Annotated in this window: 17 protein-coding genes; 11 read left to right on the top strand and 6 right to left on the bottom strand. The window is 71.8% G+C overall.

From position 1 onward, the window contains the following. Positions 1–155: 155 nt before the first annotated feature. The 7 genes from KF737_RS01095 to KF737_RS01065 all read left to right on the top strand — a co-directional run bounded on the left by KF737_RS01095 (position 156) and on the right by KF737_RS01065 (position 5,807). A complete protein-coding gene (locus KF737_RS01095) occupies positions 156–1,457 on the top strand; it encodes a lytic murein transglycosylase (protein WP_296449399.1) in 1,302 nt (433 codons plus the stop codon). A gap of 110 nt (positions 1,458–1,567) precedes the next feature. Further along, positions 1,568–2,557 carry an adenosine kinase gene (locus KF737_RS01090; RefSeq protein WP_296449398.1) on the top strand — a complete coding sequence of 330 codons (990 nt, stop codon included), beginning with the start codon at positions 1,568–1,570 and terminating at the stop codon, positions 2,555–2,557. A gap of 13 nt (positions 2,558–2,570) precedes the next feature. Continuing rightward, entirely contained in the window at positions 2,571–3,161 is a 591-nt protein-coding gene (hisB, locus tag KF737_RS01085; protein ID WP_296449395.1) for an imidazoleglycerol-phosphate dehydratase HisB, read from the top strand. A gap of 174 nt (positions 3,162–3,335) precedes the next feature. Beyond that, positions 3,336–3,974, top strand: coding sequence for an imidazole glycerol phosphate synthase subunit HisH (gene hisH, locus KF737_RS01080; RefSeq protein ID WP_296449393.1), 639 nt, complete (start codon positions 3,336–3,338; stop codon positions 3,972–3,974). Next, positions 3,971–4,693 (top strand): 1-(5-phosphoribosyl)-5-[(5-phosphoribosylamino)methylideneamino]imidazole-4-carboxamide isomerase, encoded by a 723-nt coding sequence (gene hisA, locus KF737_RS01075; protein WP_296449390.1) that lies wholly within the window; start codon positions 3,971–3,973, stop codon positions 4,691–4,693. The genes hisH and hisA overlap by 4 nt, the downstream gene beginning before the upstream one ends. Continuing rightward, positions 4,690–5,490: an imidazole glycerol phosphate synthase subunit HisF gene (hisF, locus tag KF737_RS01070; protein WP_296449387.1), complete on the top strand. Its 801-nt coding sequence runs from the start codon at positions 4,690–4,692 to the stop codon at positions 5,488–5,490. Before hisA ends, hisF begins: the two co-directional genes overlap by 4 nt. Beyond that, complete coding sequence (locus KF737_RS01065) at positions 5,487–5,807, top strand: phosphoribosyl-ATP diphosphatase (protein ID WP_296449385.1); 321 nt, start codon at positions 5,487–5,489, stop codon at positions 5,805–5,807. The genes hisF and KF737_RS01065 overlap by 4 nt, the downstream gene beginning before the upstream one ends. A 210-nt stretch (positions 5,808–6,017) precedes the next feature. On the opposite strand, the gene KF737_RS01060 is transcribed toward KF737_RS01065, so the two are convergent. From KF737_RS01060 to timA, 3 genes are read right to left on the bottom strand one after another with little or no spacing between them, the layout of a single operon-like run. After that, positions 6,018–6,521, bottom strand: coding sequence for a Smr/MutS family protein (locus KF737_RS01060; RefSeq protein ID WP_296449383.1), 504 nt, complete (start codon positions 6,519–6,521; stop codon positions 6,018–6,020). Further along, a complete protein-coding gene (locus tag KF737_RS01055) occupies positions 6,518–7,627 on the bottom strand; it encodes an MltA domain-containing protein (protein ID WP_296449379.1) in 1,110 nt (369 codons plus the stop codon). Before KF737_RS01055 ends, KF737_RS01060 begins: the two co-directional genes overlap by 4 nt. 17 nt (positions 7,628–7,644) lie before the next feature. Continuing rightward, positions 7,645–8,265, bottom strand: coding sequence for a TIM44-related membrane protein TimA (gene timA / locus KF737_RS01050; RefSeq protein WP_296449376.1), 621 nt, complete (start codon positions 8,263–8,265; stop codon positions 7,645–7,647). A gap of 191 nt (positions 8,266–8,456) precedes the next feature. On the opposite strand from timA, the gene secB reads away from it, so the two are divergent. After that, a complete protein-coding gene (gene secB / locus KF737_RS01045; RefSeq protein WP_296449373.1) occupies positions 8,457–8,939 on the top strand; it encodes a protein-export chaperone SecB in 483 nt (160 codons plus the stop codon). Positions 8,940–8,942: 3 nt separating this feature from the next. Here the strand turns inward: secB and dnaQ are convergent, their stop codons facing one another. Further along, positions 8,943–9,689 (bottom strand): DNA polymerase III subunit epsilon, encoded by a 747-nt coding sequence (gene dnaQ, locus KF737_RS01040; RefSeq protein WP_296449370.1) that lies wholly within the window; start codon positions 9,687–9,689, stop codon positions 8,943–8,945. A gap of 317 nt (positions 9,690–10,006) precedes the next feature. Here dnaQ and thiD point away from each other — a divergent pair, with 317 nt between their 5' ends. The 3 genes from thiD (at position 10,007) to KF737_RS01025 (ending at position 12,571) form a co-directional block, all read left to right on the top strand. Then, on the top strand, positions 10,007–10,804 hold the full coding sequence (gene thiD, locus KF737_RS01035; protein ID WP_296449368.1) for a bifunctional hydroxymethylpyrimidine kinase/phosphomethylpyrimidine kinase: 798 nt from the start codon (positions 10,007–10,009) through the stop codon (positions 10,802–10,804). A gap of 47 nt (positions 10,805–10,851) precedes the next feature. Continuing rightward, the gene (locus KF737_RS01030) at positions 10,852–11,367 is read left to right on the top strand and encodes a nucleotidyltransferase family protein (protein ID WP_296449511.1); all 516 of its coding nucleotides are present in this window, start codon (positions 10,852–10,854) and stop codon (positions 11,365–11,367) included. 391 nt (positions 11,368–11,758) lie between these two features. Continuing rightward, positions 11,759–12,571, top strand: a complete 813-nt coding sequence (locus tag KF737_RS01025; RefSeq protein ID WP_296449365.1) for a PhzF family phenazine biosynthesis protein — start codon at positions 11,759–11,761, stop codon at positions 12,569–12,571. Between the two features lie 86 nt (positions 12,572–12,657). Here the strand turns inward: KF737_RS01025 and KF737_RS01020 are convergent, their stop codons facing one another. Further along, on the bottom strand, positions 12,658–13,059 hold the full coding sequence (locus KF737_RS01020; RefSeq protein WP_296449362.1) for a hypothetical protein: 402 nt from the start codon (positions 13,057–13,059) through the stop codon (positions 12,658–12,660). 144 nt (positions 13,060–13,203) lie between these two features. Then, positions 13,204–15,117, bottom strand: a complete 1,914-nt coding sequence (locus KF737_RS01015; protein ID WP_296449359.1) for an ATP-binding protein — start codon at positions 15,115–15,117, stop codon at positions 13,204–13,206. Positions 15,118–15,196 lie beyond the last annotated feature (79 nt).

Genomic DNA, 15,196 nt, shown 5'->3' with positions numbered 1-15,196 from the left:
AATCTCATCGGGCCGGGAACCCGGCCGGTGTCAAACAGAGCGCGCGCATATACGGGGCGGGTCCCGGCAAGTCAACCTGCGCCGCCCCCTCGCCGCGTGCCGCGCTGACACCGAAGTGATTGGGCGCCGCGCCGACGCACCCTAGATTCAGCCGGATGAGTTTTCGACTGCCCCTGATGCTGCTCCTGGCCGGCTGCGCCTCGCCGATGGCGCCCGGCGGCTCGACGCCGATGGCCGGCGTCGGCGCATCCGTGGGCGAGGCCGCGCCGGCGCAGGCCAGCATCCAGCCGCCGACGGCGTCCGGCGACCAGACCTTCGACGCCTGGGCCTCGGACTTCGAGAGCCGGGCGATGGCCGCCGGGATCGAGCCTGCGGTCTTCCGCCGCGAGATGGCCGGCCTGACGCCCGATCCGCGCGTGGCGGGGGCGGATTCACGCCAGCCGGAGTTCTCCAAGCCGATCGGCGACTACCTGCGCGGCGTGGTGACCGCCGACCGGGTGGCCATCGGCCAGCGCTATCACGCCTCGATGCCGGTCTGGGGCGCGATCGAGCAGCGCTACGGGGTGCCGCGCGACATCCTGCTGGGCGTCTGGGCGCTGGAGAGCGGGTTCGGTTCGATCCAGGGCGACTACGACACGCTGCGCTCGCTCGCGACGCTGGCGGCGCAGGGCCGGCGGCGCGGCTGGGCCGAGGGCGAGATCGTGGCCCTGCTCAAGATCATACAGTCGGGCGAACAGCCGCGGGCGCGCCTGCGCGGCTCGTGGGCCGGGGCGATGGGGCAGACGCAGTTCATCCCCTCGACCTTCCTCGCCACCGCCGTCGACCAGGACGGCGACGGCAGGCGCGACATCTGGGGCTCCAGCGCCGACAGCCTGGCGTCGGCCGCCAACCTGCTCGCCAAGGCCGGCTGGGCGCGCGGACAGAGCTGGGCGCGCGAGGTCAGCGTGCCGGCGCGCTTCGACTACAGCGTGACCGAGGGGCCGAAGCTGACGCCCGCCGAGTGGGCGGCGCAGGGCGTGAAGCCCGCCGACGGGCGGCCCTGGGCCGACGCCGACACGAACGCCCGGGCGCAACTGGCGGCGCCGGCCGGCGCGGGCGGGCCGATCTTCCTGCTGTTCCCCAACCACTTCGCGCTGCGCCAGTACAACAACAGCCTGTCGTACGCGCTGGGCGTGGGCCTGCTGGCCGACCGCTTCGCCGGCGCGCCGCCGCTGACCCGGGCCTGGCCGCAGGAGACGCCGCTGTCGCTCGTCGACCGGATGACGGCCCAGCGCGCGCTGAACGCCCTGGGCTTCGACGCGGGCCAGCCCGACGGCGTGGTCGGCATGGGCACGCGCAAGGCTCTGCGGAGCTGGCAGAAGGCCCGCGGCTTCACGGCCGACGGCTACCTCTCGGGCGACATGGTGCAGCGTCTGAAGACCGAAGCCGCCGCCGCGAAGCCGCCGCCGGCGACCTAGCCTGAACCTCAGACGGTCGTGCCCCCTTCCTGGACGTCACGGCCGGCGCCTAGCTTCGCCGACCTTTTCCCTGTAATCGGCGCGCCCTGGCCCGAGGGGATTGCCTGCTTATGCCCGAGACCTACGACGTCGCCGCGATCGGCAACGCCATCGTCGACGTGATCGCGCCGTGCGACGACGCCTTCCTCGCCGAGAACGGGCTGACCAAGGGCGCCATGATGCTGGTCGACGCCGGGCAGTCGGCGGCCCTCTACGCGAAGATGCGCGAGGCGGTGGAGGCCTCGGGCGGCTCGGCCGCCAACACCATCGCGGGCCTGGCCAGCTTCGGCGGCAGGGGCGCCTTCATGGGCAAGGTGGCCGACGACCCGCTGGGCCGCGTCTTCGCGCACGACATGCGCGCCATCGGCGCCAGGTTCGACAACGCGCCCCTCACGGGCGGCCCGGCCACCGCGGTCTCGATGATCAACGTCACCCCGGACGCGCAACGCACCATGTGCACCTTCCTGGGCGCCTCGGTGGAGTTCACCGACGACGACGTCGACGTCGCCACCGTCGAGGCCGCCAAGGTGGTCTACCTGGAAGGCTACCTGTTCGACGCCGAGGCCGCGCGGCGCGCCTTCGCCAAGGCGGCTGGTCTCGCGCACGGCGCCGGCCGCAGGATCGCGCTCACCCTCTCCGACAGCTTCGTGGTCGAGCGCCACCGCGGCGGCCTGAAGGGCTTCATCGAGACCCAGGTCGACCTCCTCTTCGCCAACGAGGCCGAGCTGCTGGCGCTCTACGAGACCGCCGACTTCGACGAGGCCTGCGAGCAGCTCCTGCGCCACTGCGAGCTCGCCGCCGTCACCCGCAGCGAGAAGGGCTCGGTGGTGCTCTCCAAGGGCGAAACCCTGCACGTGCCGGCCGAGGCGATAGAGAAAGTCGTGGACACCACCGGCGCGGGCGACCAATACGCGGCCGGGTTCCTCTTCGGCCTCTCCCGGGGCCGTTCGCTGCGCGACTGCGCGCGGCTGGGCGGGCTGGCGGCGGCCGAGGTGATCTCGCACTACGGGCCGCGGCCGCAGGTCTCGCTGAAGGACCTCGCCGCGAGTCGCGGTCTGTAATTCGGGGGTTGTCATGAGCCGCAAGGCCGAGGTCGTCCGCAACACCAGGGAGACCCAGATCCGCGTCGCCGTGGACCTGGACGGGACCGGCGTCAGCAAGGTCTCCACCGGCATCGGCTTCTTCGACCACATGCTGGACAGCTTCGCCCGCCACGGCGGCATCGACCTCGACGTCGAGACCAGGGGCGACCTGCACATCGACATGCACCACACGGTGGAGGACACCGGCATCGTGCTCGGCCAGGCGATCAAGGAAGCCCTCGACGGCTTCAAGGGCATCCGCCGCTTCGGCCACGCCTACATCCCGATGGACGAGACGCTGAGCCGCTGCGCCATCGACTTCTCCAACCGGCCCTACCTGATCTGGAAGGTCGAGTTCAGGACGCCGAAGGTCGGCGACATGGACACCGAGCTCTTCAAGGAGTTCCACCACGCGTTCGCCATGAACGGCGGCGCGTGTGTCCATCTGGAGTGCCTGTACGGCACGAACTCCCACCACATCGCCGAGAGCGGCTTCAAGGCCCTGGCCCGCGCGGTCCGCGCCGCCGTCGAGCTCGACCCCAAGACCCACGGCCACGCCCCCTCCACCAAGGGCGTGCTGTAGTTCCTTCATGACTGCAGCGCCGCCCCCAGCCCCGGTGGCGCGGCAGCGCCATCCTTCAAACCGCAGAGATCGCGGAGATGCGCGGAGCGATCCGCGCCGCGCCGACATCTCTGCGAATCTCCGCGATCTCCGCGGTTCAATTCGACGGCGCCGACGGCGCGCAGGAAGGTCGTCGTGACCCAGACCGTCGTCCTGATCGACTACGGGTCGGGCAACCTGCGCTCGGCCGAGAAGGCCCTGGTCCGCGCGGCGGCCGGGACCGCCGACATCGTCGTCACCCACGATCCCGAGGCGGTCGCCAGGGCCGACCGCGTCGTCCTGCCGGGCGTCGGCGCCTTCAAGGCCTGCATGGACGCGCTCGCCGCCCGGTCCGGCGTGATCGAGGCGCTGAACGATGCCGTCATCCGGCGCGCAGCGCCGTTCCTGGGAATATGCGTCGGCATGCAGCTCATGGCCTCGCGCGGCCTGGAGTTCGGCGTCACCCCCGGCCTCGGCTGGATCGACGGCGACGTGAGGAAGATCGCCCCGTCCGACCCGGCGCTGAAGGTCCCGCACATGGGCTGGAACAACCTCGAGGCCGTGAGCGGCCTGCCGGTGCTGGCGGGCCTGCGCGCCGGCGCGCCCGTCTACTTCACCCACTCGTTCGCCATGTATCCGCAAGACACCGCCGATGTGGCGGCCTATGTGGACCACGGCGGCCGGTTCCCCGCCGCCGTGGCGCGGGACAACCTCGCCGGGGTGCAGTTCCACCCCGAGAAATCGCAAGCGTCCGGCCTGAGGCTCCTGGCCGACTTCCTGGAGTGGCGTCCGTGATCCTCTACCCCGCCATCGACCTGAAGGACGGCCAGTGCGTGCGCGTCCTGCACGGCGACCTCTCGACGGCCACCGTGTTCAACGCCGACCCCGGCGCGCAGGCGAAGCAGTGGGCCGACGCCGGCTTCCACTGGATCCACGTGGTCGACCTGAACGGCGCGGTGCAGGGCGAGGCGATCAACGCCCGGGGCGTCGAGGCCATCCTGTCGTCGGTGTCGGTGCCCGTGCAGCTCGGCGGCGGCATCCGCACCCTGAAGGACGTCGAGCGCTGGATCGAGGCCGGCGTCAGCCGCGTGATCCTGGGCACGGTGGCGGTGCAGCAGCCGGACATCGTCATCGCCGCGGCGCTGGCCTATCCCGAGCAGATCGCCGTCAGCGTCGACGTGCGCAAGGGCAAGGTCGCGGTGAACGGCTGGACCGCCGACAGCGACCTCGATGCGATCACCGTGGCCAGGCGCTTCGAGGACGCCGGCGTCGCCGCCCTCATCATCACCGACATCGACCGCGACGGCACGGTCATGGGCTTCGACGTCGACGCCTTCGGGGCCATCGCCGACGCGGTGGCGATCCCCGTCATCGCCGCGGGCGGCCTCGCCAGCGTCGACGACCTCCACCGCCTGAAGGCGCGCAAGGGCGCGCCGGTGGCCGGCGCCGTCCTCGGCCGCGCCCTCTACAACGGCGCCATCGACCCCGCCGAAGCCCTGGGCGTCGCCGCATGACGCTGAAGGTCCGCGTCATCCCCTGCCTGGACGTGAAGGACGGCCGGGTGGTGAAGGGCGTGCAGTTCGTCTCCCTGCGCGACGCCGGCGATCCCGTCGAGCAGGCCCGCGCCTACGACGCCGCCGGGGCCGACGAGCTGATGTTCCTCGACATCACCGCATCCCACGAGAACCGCGACACGATCTTCGATGTCGTCGCGCGCACCGCGGAGGTCTGCTTCATGCCCCTCAGCGTCGGCGGCGGCATCCGCAAGGTCGAGGACGCGCGCCGCCTGCTGCTGGCCGGCGCCGACAAGATCAGCATCAACACCTCGGCGGTGGAGAACCGCGACCTGATCTCGGCCTGCGCCGACGCCTTCGGCAGCCAGGCCACCGTCGTGGCGATCGACGCGAAGCACGGGTCCACGCGCACGGGTCCCGGCGGGCGCAACGACGGCTGGGAGGTCTACACCCACGGCGGTCGCCGGGCGACCGGCCTGGACGTGGTCGCCTATGCGGTCGAGGCGGTGGAGAAGGGCGCCGGCGAGATCCTGCTCACCTCCATGGACCGCGACGGCGCCAAGACCGGCTACGACCTCGACCTAGTGCGCGCCGTTTCGCAGGCCGTCAGCGTGCCGGTCATCGCGTCGGGCGGTGCGGGCGCCGCCAGGCACCTGGTCGAGGGCGTGCAGGCCGGCGCCGACGCCGTGCTGGCCGCCTCCATCTTCCACTTCGGCGAGGTCGGCATCGGCGAAGCCAAGGCCGCCATGGCCGCCGCCGGCATCCCCGTCCGGATCACGGAGCAAGCCGCAGCATGAGTCGCTTCACGGAAGTCGTCGGCCGCCTGGCCGAAACCATCGAGAGCCGCCGCGGCGGCGACACCTCGACCTCCTACACCGCCCAGCTCCTGGGCGACCTCGACCGCGCCGCCAAGAAGATGGGCGAGGAAGCCGTCGAGACCGTCATCGCCGCCGCCCAGGGCGACCGCGAAGCCCTCACCCACGAGAGCGCCGACCTGATTTACCACTGGCTCGTCGTCATCGCCGCCGCCGGCGTCAGCCTCGACGAAGTCGCCGAACGCCTGGAGGCCCGCGAGGGAACCAGCGGCCTGAAGGAAAAGGCCTCGCGGGCGTAGTTCGCGCTCCCTGGCCACCCCCCGTTTGTCATCCCGGTTTGGGCGGAGCCCAAGACCGGGACCCAACCCGCCGGTGCTCTGAGCTGGTGATCTGGCCCCTGACCGCCGGGCCGCTCTCCCACCATCGATACGCCGGACGGTTGGGTCCCGGTCTTGGGCTACGCCCAAACCGGGATGACGGCGATGAGAGATGACAGCGGTGGGGAGAGGCTAGAGCTTCGGCTTGCGCTTCAGCGCCACGTAGAGCGCCCCGGCGCCGCCGTGGTGGCGCGCGGCTTCCGACAGGCCGGCCACGATGTGCGAGAGCTCAGGCGCGCCCAGCCAGTCGGGCACGCGCCGCTTCAGCACGCCGTCGCCCTGCACGCCCTTGCCGGTGATCACCAGCACCGCGCGCCAGCCGTCGTCCCACGCCCGCACCAGGAAGCCCTCCAGCGCCACGCGCGCCCGGTCCTGCGTCAGGCCGTGCAGGTCGATCCGGCCGCCGATCTCCTCGCGTTCCTTCGCGATCCGGTGGCGGCGGTTGGGCTCGATGCCTTCCAGCGCACCGCGCCGCGCATCGCGAACAGGCTTCAGGTCCTTCGGCGCGATGCGGGCCGGCGCGTCCAGGGTCTGGGCCCGCGCCTTGCGGGGCTCGGCGCGGCCCTGCAGCGGATGCACCGTGGCGGCCACCTTGCCCCACAGGTGCAGCTCTTCCGGCGTCGGATGACGCTTCACCGCGGGACCAGCCGCCAGAGCTTCAGGGTGTGGCGCACGCGCCCGGCCTCCGCGCCGGCCTGATCGCCCTCGCCCAGGTAGAGGTCGGCCCGCACGTCGCCCTTGATCGCGCCGCCGGTGTCGAGCGCCGTCACCGCGCGCCGGTAGCTCGGGAAGGCGCCCGCCAGCAGCGGCGCATTGGCGTCGATCCAGAGCAGCTCGCCCATGGCGTGGAACGCCGGGTCCACCGCCACCGCGCGGCCGCGGGGTAGGGGGATGTTGGCCGCGCCGACCGGCGGCTGGCCGTCGTCGGGCGCCAGGCGGAAGAAGGCGTAGCGCGGGTTCAGCCGCATGATCTCGTCGGCCTCGGGCCCGCGGTGGGCGGCCAGCCAGCCGCGGATCGCATCGCCCGAGGTATTGTCGCGCGGCAGCAGCCCGCGGTCGCGCATCGGGTTGGCGATGCCGGCGAACGTGCGCCCGTTGTGCGCGGCGTAGAGCGCCTTCAGCCGCCGGCCGTCCTCGAACGTCAGCGTCCCCGAGCCCTGCACCTGCAGGAAGAAGAGATCCTCGGGCCGCATCCAGGCCAGGGCGTCATCGCTGGGCCACGCCTCGATCGCGGCGCGGTCGGGATAGGGCGCGGTGGTCCCGTCCGGTTGGACCTGAAGCACCGCCGTCCCATCGACGCGCAGGTCGGCGGGGCGCGGCCGCACCGGCGCGCTGAATTCGGCGTCGGGTTTGCGCCGCGCCGGATAGACCGGCGCGAAGTAGGCGGTGAGCACCCCTTCGCCGCCGACACGTTCGGCGACGAAGAACGCCTCGAAGAACGGCCGGCCCACGCCCGGCGCCACATCGCGCACCGCCTTCGCCCGGCGGCAGAGTTCGGCGAGGCCCGGATCGCGGCTGGCCTGGCAGGTCGCGCGCCAGGCGCCGAACGCCGCGTCATGGTCGTCGGCCGTCCAACCCGGCAGTTCGGACAGCTCCACGCGGCGCGGCGCCTCTTCCGGCGGGAGAGGCGGGCGCGTCTCGGCGGGCGGCGGCGGTTGCGGATAGCCCGGCGGAACCGGGCCGTGCTCGTAGGGCGTGGCGCAGGCGGCGAGGCTGAGCGCGGCGAGGCTCGCCGTCGTCACTCGCCAGCCGGGGAGGGTCACGCTTCGGCGGCGTCCACGTGGACGAGCGTCCAGTTGGGGTCGCGGCTCTTGAGGCGGCGTTCGAACGTCCAGAGCTCGGCGGTGCGGCGGTCGTCGACGCCCTCGCCCTCCGGCCCCTTGGTGCGGCTGCGGAACTCGGCCAGGAACCGGACCGTCAGGCGCGCGAGGTCGCCATCGCTGACCTCGGCCTTCTCCAGGTCCGCCCGCGGCGCCTGGAGGAACTCGACGCTTTCGGTGCGGCCCTCGGCGGCGCGCTGGTCGATCACGCCTTCGAAGCTCGCCATCACCGGCGGCGCCAGCAGGTTGCGCAGCGTCGCCTTGTCGCCCTCGGCGAAGGCCTTCACCACCATCTCGTAGGCGCCCTTCGCGCCGCCCAGGAAGCGGGTCATGTCGAAGGCCGGATCCTTGGCCTTCACGGCGGCCAGGCCGGTCAGTTCCACGCCGTCGTCCACGGGGTCGATGAGCCCCGCCGGGGCGCGCGGCGGCCGCACCTTGGCGTCGGCCGTGGCCTGCTGATCCTCGGGCTGGCGTCCCACGCGCCGGCCCAGCACCGAATAGAGCTGGTACAGCACGATGGCCGCGAGGCCGGCGAAGATGATCAGTTCGAGGACTTGCAACGAGCGGCTTTCGGTCGGGACCCTGTCGAGGCGGTCTGAGCGTACGGGACCTTATACGCCCATTCATAGCTATATAGTCCGACGGAACGTCCGCGTCAGGGGCGACGTTGCATCGCCGCCGACCACATGATAGCCGCGTGCCCCGAACACGCGCGCCTCCTGCCGCGAACCAGAGAGATTTCCGCCTCCCCATGACCGACATCGACGCCGGCGCGGCCGCGCCCGAAGGCTCCGCCGAGCCCGGCATCCGCATCCTCGCCCAGTTCATCCGCGACCTGTCGATGGAAAACCCCCGCGCGCCCGACGCGCTGCGCCCCAGCCAGGACCAGCCGCAGATCGACCTCGGCGTCGAGATGAACGCCCGCGGCCGCGAGGACGGCCTGTTCGAGGTGGACCTGAAGCTCTCGGCCCGCGCCAACCGCACCGACGGCCCGCTGTTCCACGTCGAGCTGCTGTACGGCGGCGTCTTCCAGATCTCCGGCGTGCAGCCCGACGAGATGGAGCCGGTGCTCTTGATCGAGTGCCCGCGCTACCTCTTCCCGTTCGCCCGCCGCATCATCGCCGAGGTCACGTCCGAAGGCGGCTTCCCGCCCTTCCTGCTGGACCCGATCGACTTCGCCGGCGTCTACGCCGCCCGCAAGGCGCAACAGGACCCGCAGGTCGGCCACGCGTAGGGGTCAGGCGGCCTTCTCTTCCGCCCCCGCCTCGACCAGCACGCCCTCCAGGCCGAACGGGTCCCAGAGCGCCTCGCCCTTCACCTTGTCGCGGATGAACGCCGCATGGGTCGCGCGCTCGGCTTCGGTCGAGCGCGGCGCGAGCGGGCGCGGCCGTGCGCCGTACTCGACGCGGGCGGCTATCGTCACAGCGCCCGACGCCGTGGCGCTGGAGAGCTCCAGCCGCCGCTCGCGGCCGCCCTTCAGCTCGAGATAGACGGCGGCCAGCAGCTTGGCGTCGATGAGCGCGCCGTGCTTCTCGCGCTCGCTGAGCGAGATCTTGAAGCGCTTGCAGAGCGCATCCAGCGAATTGTGCATGCCCGGGAAGCGCTGCTTGGCGAGCCCCAGGGTGTCGATCCAGCGAGAGTCCGGGATCTCGGCGCGATCGCACCGCTGCAGCTCCCAGTTCACGAAACCCCGGTCGAAGGCGGCGTTGTGGGCGATGATGGGCGCGTCGCCGACGAACTCCAGGAACCGGTCGACGACGCTCTCGTCCTCGAACCGCGGCTTGCCGCGCAGGAACGCCGCCGAGAGCCCGTGGATCCTCTCGGCCTCGATCGGCATGTCGCGGCAGGGGTCGATGTAGACGTGGAAGCTGCGCCCGGTCGGCACGAACTGCTCGATCTCCAGCGCCGCCAGTTCGACCAGCCGGTCGCCCGTCAGCGGGTCGAACCCCGTGGTCTCGGTGTCGAGAACGATCTCACGCGCCATGCCCCCGTCATGCCGTGCGTCGCCCGTCCGGGGCAACCCGCGCCGCGGGGATGTCCCCAGCGCTTTCGATTCACCCACAACCGCCATCCCGGTGGACGGCTTCAGCGGCGTCGCGGAAGCGATGGGGGACCACGACGCGCTCCATGGGAATTTCCTTCGCACCATCGGCCGCGACCCGCCGTTCCCGCGACGCCGATGCACATTGCAGATGTTTCCATATTGTTCCCACAAACTCCAGCCCTTCCTTCTACAGGTCAGCGAAGCGATCCTGCGTGAATCCCGATGCATTCGCGGGCCGCGCGCGCTATCGCGAACGCATGACTCCAGGCCGCGTCCTCATCATCGCCGGCTCCGACTCCGGCGGCGGGGCGGGGATCCAGGCCGACATCAAGACCGTGACCGCGCTGGGCGGCTATGCGGCGACCGCGATCACCGCCGTGACGGTGCAGAACACGCTCGGCGTCACCGGCGTCCACCCGATCCCGCTGGAGGTGGTGGCGGCGCAGGCGCGCGCGGTGCTCTCCGACATCGGGGCCGACGCGGTCAAGACCGGCATGCTGGGCGACGCCGCGACAGTGGCCCTGGTGGCCGAACTGCTGGACGAGGCGGGCGTGGCGGCGGTGGTCGATCCCGTCATGGTGGCCAAGGGCGGCGCCTCGCTGCTGGCGGCCGAGGCGGTGGCGGCGGTTCGCGAGCGGCTGATCCCGCGCGCGGCGCTGCTGACGCCGAACGCGCCCGAGGCCGAGGCGCTGACCGGCATCGCCTGCGCCACCACAGACGACCTGCGCCGCGCGGGCGAGGCGCTGCTGGCGGCCGGCGCGTCGGCGGTGCTGATGAAGGGCGGCCACGTGCCGGGCGACCGGGTCGCCGACGTGCTGATGACGCCCGACGGCGAGACGGTGTTCGAAGGCGAGCGGATCGAAAGCCGCCACACGCACGGCACCGGCTGCACGCTCGCGTCGGCGTGCGCGGCGGGGCTGGCGCAGGGCCTGCCGCTGACCGCCGCGGTGGCGCGGGCCTGGGACTACGTACACGAGGCGATGCTGCGCGCGCCGGGCCTGGGCGCCGGCCACGGGCCGCTGGACCACGGCTGGCCGATGCGGGGGCGGGCGTGAGCGACGCGGCGCGCCTGGAGGCGGTCCTGCGGCGGTCCGGGCCCCTGATGCAGGCGCTGCGCACCCTGGCTGTCCTCGACCTGCCGGACTGGCTGGTCTTCTCGGGCGCGATCTACCAGCGGGTGTTCAACGACCTGACCGGCCGGCCGCTGGACTATGGGATCAAGGACTACGACGTCGCCTACCACGACGCCTCCGACATCAGCTACGAGGCCGAGGACGCGGTGATCCGGCGCGTCGCCGCCGAATTCGAGCCGCCGCTGCGCGAGATGGTCGAGGTGCGCAACCAGGCCCGGGTGCATGTCTGGTTCGAGGGACACTTCCGCGAGCCTTATTCGCCGCTGGCGAGCAGCGCCGAGGCGCTGACCCGGTTCGTGAGCCCGGTGTTCGCGGTGGGGGTGCGCCTCGGCCGCGACGACCGCATGACCGTGCATGCGCCGTTCGGGCTGGAGGATCTCTTCGCCATGCGGCTGCGGCCGAACCCGAGCCGGCTGAGCCCGAACTACGACAGGATCGCCGGCTCGGCGAAGGCGCGCTGGCCCGAGATCGAGGTGATCCGCTAGGCCTGTCGACCGGTGGTCGGTGCTGAACCTACAAGGAACGTCATGGCCGGGCCTGTCCCGGCCATCCATAGACACCGGTCATGCAGAACGGAGTGCGGCGGCGGCGCCCGTGTCTTCTCCTGCTCCGCCGACGCGTCTGGATGGCCGGGACAGGCCCGGCCATGACGTACTGAGGGAGTCTTCTTCAGCGGCCGGGCGTGTAGACGTCGCGGTGGCCCCAGTAGCTCTTGCCGCTGATCCAGCCGGGCGCGCGGGCGAGGCCGGACCGCTGCGGGTCGTCGCTGATCTCGTAGGGCATGGGCGGCTCCGGCGGTCCGGGACAGGGGAAGTGGCTCTTGCCGCCGTGGGCGGGCGGCCGCAAGTCGTGAGGCCGGACTTCGAGGAGGCCCTCATGCGCCAATGGACCGTCGACGCCTTCGCCGCCCGGCCGTTCCGGGGCAACCCGGCCTGCGTGGTCGAGCCGTTCGAGGCCTGGCCCGACGCGGCCTGGATGCAGGCGCTGGCCGCCGAGAACAACCAGGCCGAGACCGCCTTCCTGTTGAAGACGCCGGACCCGGCGCGGTTCGGCCTGCGCTGGTTCACGCCCATGCTGGAGGTCCCGCTGTGCGGGCACGCGACCCTGGCCTCGGGCCATGTGCTGTTCGGCGAACTCGGGCTGGCCGCGGACAAGGCGACCTTCGACACCCGGTCGGGGCCGCTTACGCTCGCGCGCGCCGGCGAGGGCTACGAAATGGACTTTCCCTCCCAGCCGCCGGTGCGGACGGAGGAGCCCGCGGGGCTGGCCGAGGCGCTTGCCGCGCGGCCGAGCGAGGTCTGGGCCGGGCCGTACCTGATCGCGGTGTTCGAGGACGAGGCGGCGATCCGGGCCCTGAAGCCGGACCTCGCGGCGCTGAACGCCGTGTCAAGCGCCGCCACGGGCGGTCGTGGCAACGTCGGCGTCGCGGCGATCGCGCCGCAGGGCGCCGGTTACGATGTCGTCGACCGCTTCTTCGCACCCGGTTCGGGCATCCCGGAGGATCCCACCACCGGGTCGCTGCACTGCATCCTCGCGCCGCTGTTCTCGGCGAAGCTGGGCCGCGCGGCGCTCCGCTACCACCAGGCCTATCCGGGCCGGGGCGGCGACCTGGAGTGCGAACTGGCGGGCGACCGCGTGCTGATCCGTGGCCGCGCGGTCACCGTCGCCGAGGCGACCCTGCGCCTCTGACACGCAAAGACGCCCCCGGAGCCGGGCTCCGGGGGCGCTTCGCTCTCCGCCGGGCGCGAACCCGGCGGGGGTTAGGGCCTCAGCCGCTAGCGGCGGGCGTACTGGCCGTCACGCAGTTGGCGATCGAGGCGGGTCTCGAAGGCCACCAGGCGTCGCTCGAGGTCGCGGCGTTCCGAGGCGTTCAGGCCGCCGCGGCGATAGTTCGCCTCGATCCGCGCGATCTCCTGGAACTGGCTGCGGAGGCTCCGCGCCTCGCTCTGGGTCAGGCGACCGCTGCGGATGCCGCGGAAGATGCGGTCGTTGAGCTGGTTCTGCATCTGGTTCACGTTGAAGCCGCGATCCCAGTCATGGCGGTAGTCCCAGCGCGGCTGGTCGTAGCGGCCGGCGTCGTGACGATAGCCGTCATGGCGATAGTCCTGCGCAGCGGCGGGGGCGGCGACCGCGCCCAGCGAGGCGGCGGCCAGAGCAATGAGAGCGATCTTCTTCATCTGGTGTCTCCTGTTCCGTCTGGAGCCAGGGGGAGCCGGCATCCATGAGGCAGAGGAAAACACCCGGCGGCTGAAACGGTTCTGAGCCGCCCGGTCGGATTTCGTTCACCTACATTACGAATGAGACAGGCGGCCTGCCGGGATTCAGGCCGCGGCGCCGGCCTGGCTGGGCGAGACGCCGTCGGTGGCGGCGGCGTTCAGGACCGCCGAGATCGCGTCGTAGAGCTTGGCGATCTCGATCGGCTTGGCCACGTGGGCGTCCATGCCGACGGCGAGGTATTCCTCGACCTGATGGGTGAGCGCATTGGCGGTGAGCGCCACGATCGGGGTGCGGCGGCGGCCCGTGGCGCGCTCGGCCTCGCGGATGCTGGACGCCGCGGTGATGCCGTCCATCACCGGCATCTGGATGTCCATCAGGACGAGGTCGTAGGTCCCGGTGCGCCAAGCCTCCACGGCCTCCTTGCCGTCGGGCACGATATGCACCTCGATGCCCAGCGAGCCCAGGACGGCGGCCAGCACCTGCTGGTTGGTCGGGTTGTCCTCGGCGGCCAGGATGCGCAGGTCGCCGTCGTCCGAGGCATGGGCCGGCTCGGCCGCCTGCAGCGCGGCGGGCTTGCCGCGGGTCAGCGGCAGTTCGACGGTGAAGGTGGAGCCGCAGCCTTCCAGGCTTTCGACGTCGATCGAGCCGCCCATCATCTGGGTCAGCTCGCGGCAGATGGCGAGGCCCAGGCCCGTGCCGCCGAAGCGGCGGGTGGCCGAGTTGTCGGCCTGGGTGAACTTCTCGAACAGGCTCGGCAGCTTTTCGGGCGCGATGCCGACGCCGGTGTCCTGGACCGTCAGCTTCAGGCCGCCCGAGGCGCCCTGGTCCACGCGCGCGATGACGGCGCCCGACGGCGTGAACTTGACGGCGTTCGACAGCAGGTTGCCGACGATCTGGCTCAGCCGGTCGGCGTCGCCGCGCCACCAGCCCTTGGCCGCGTCGGCGATCTCGACCTGGAAGTCCAGGTTCTTGGCCTGGGCCATGACCTGGAAGTTGTCGCGCGCCTGGTTGATCGCGACCTCCAGGTCGAAGTCGTCCTCGAACAGGGTGAGCTTGCCGGCCTCGATCTTCGACAGGTCCAGCACGTCGTTGAGCACGGCCAGCAGCAGGCCGCCCGAGCGGCGGATGACGTCGAGGCGATCGCGCTGGACCTGGTCCAGCGTGCCCAGCGCCATCACCTCGGCCATGGCCAGCACGCCGTTCAGCGGGGTGCGGATCTCGTGGCTCATGTTGGCCAGGAACTGGGTCTTCAGCACGTTGGCGGCGTTGGCGGCGTCGCGCGCCAGCTCCAGCTCGCGCATGGCGGCCTTCAGGTCGCCCTCGCGCGCCTCCAGCTTGGCCAGCAGGTGGTTGAAGCTCTCGGTCAGGCTCTGGAAGAGCTCGTCCGACGCGTCGACCTTCACCGGGGTGAAGCTGCCGGTGGCCGCGATCTCCTGCATGCCCTCGGACAGCGTCTGGACCGGCTTGATCACCCGGTGCGCCAGGCTGCGGGCCAGGAACAGCGCCACGCCCACGCCGCCGAACAGCAGCACGAAGGTCAGCGCGATGAACTGCGGCAGCATCGGCGCGAGCGACGGCTGCTCGACCGTCACGGCGAGCTGGCCCACCGTCTTTCCGCCGGCGGTCATGTTCCGGACGAAGGTCTCGGTGGAGTCCTTCCGCGGCTCGCGGGTCTGGAAGCGCAGCACCTCCCGGCCCGCGGCGTCGGTGACGCGGGCCGAGATGACGTCGCGGCTGACCTTCAGCGTCCCGACATCGTGGGCGAGGTCGGCGAGGTCGCCGGCCGCGAGGGGCGACGCGCCCGCCTCGGCGGCGATGACCGTCAGGTCGTCGTGGAAGCGGTGCGACTGGGTGCGCGCCACCGCCCACTGCTGCAGCATGAAGGTCAGGCAGGCGGCGACGAGCACGACGACGGTCGTGACGAGGCCAACCCCCGCCACGCGCGCATGGAAGGTCGCCGTCGGCGCCGAGCCCTTCGGCGCCTCGTCGTCGTCCGCGCTGTCCCAGAGGACGTTCATGGCCGCGAATTTAGCCCGCCGAGTCCTAACGCTTCGCTTCCATCGCGGAAATGCAACCCAGCGTGGTCCAGCTTCACTG

Origin of the sequence: Phenylobacterium sp., assembly GCF_019636135.1 — a bacterium.
Classification (GTDB): domain Bacteria; phylum Pseudomonadota; class Alphaproteobacteria; order Caulobacterales; family Caulobacteraceae; genus Phenylobacterium.
The sequence above is the reverse complement of the archived record's forward strand: the minus strand, read 5'-3'. Positions and strand labels throughout refer to the sequence as shown.

What these genes read in the sequence shown, in the direction of transcription:
- KF737_RS01095 (WP_296449399.1), top strand. Translation starts at nt 156, where the DNA reads ATGAGTTTTCGACTGCCCCTGATGCTGCTCCTGGCCGGCTGCGCCTCG.
- KF737_RS01090 (WP_296449398.1), top strand. Translation starts at nt 1,568, where the DNA reads ATGCCCGAGACCTACGACGTCGCCGCGATCGGCAACGCCATCGTCGAC.
- hisB (WP_296449395.1), top strand. Translation starts at nt 2,571, where the DNA reads ATGAGCCGCAAGGCCGAGGTCGTCCGCAACACCAGGGAGACCCAGATC.
- hisF (WP_296449387.1), top strand. Translation starts at nt 4,690, where the DNA reads ATGACGCTGAAGGTCCGCGTCATCCCCTGCCTGGACGTGAAGGACGGC.
- KF737_RS01065 (WP_296449385.1), top strand. Translation starts at nt 5,487, where the DNA reads ATGAGTCGCTTCACGGAAGTCGTCGGCCGCCTGGCCGAAACCATCGAG.
- secB (WP_296449373.1), top strand. Translation starts at nt 8,457, where the DNA reads ATGACCGACATCGACGCCGGCGCGGCCGCGCCCGAAGGCTCCGCCGAG.
- dnaQ (WP_296449370.1), bottom strand. Translation starts at nt 9,689, where the DNA reads ATGGCGCGTGAGATCGTTCTCGACACCGAGACCACGGGGTTCGACCCG.
- thiD (WP_296449368.1), top strand. Translation starts at nt 10,007, where the DNA reads ATGACTCCAGGCCGCGTCCTCATCATCGCCGGCTCCGACTCCGGCGGC.
- KF737_RS01030 (WP_296449511.1), top strand. Translation starts at nt 10,852, where the DNA reads ATGCAGGCGCTGCGCACCCTGGCTGTCCTCGACCTGCCGGACTGGCTG.
- KF737_RS01025 (WP_296449365.1), top strand. Translation starts at nt 11,759, where the DNA reads ATGCGCCAATGGACCGTCGACGCCTTCGCCGCCCGGCCGTTCCGGGGC.
- KF737_RS01020 (WP_296449362.1), bottom strand. Translation starts at nt 13,059, where the DNA reads ATGAAGAAGATCGCTCTCATTGCTCTGGCCGCCGCCTCGCTGGGCGCG.
- KF737_RS01015 (WP_296449359.1), bottom strand. Translation starts at nt 15,117, where the DNA reads ATGAACGTCCTCTGGGACAGCGCGGACGACGACGAGGCGCCGAAGGGC.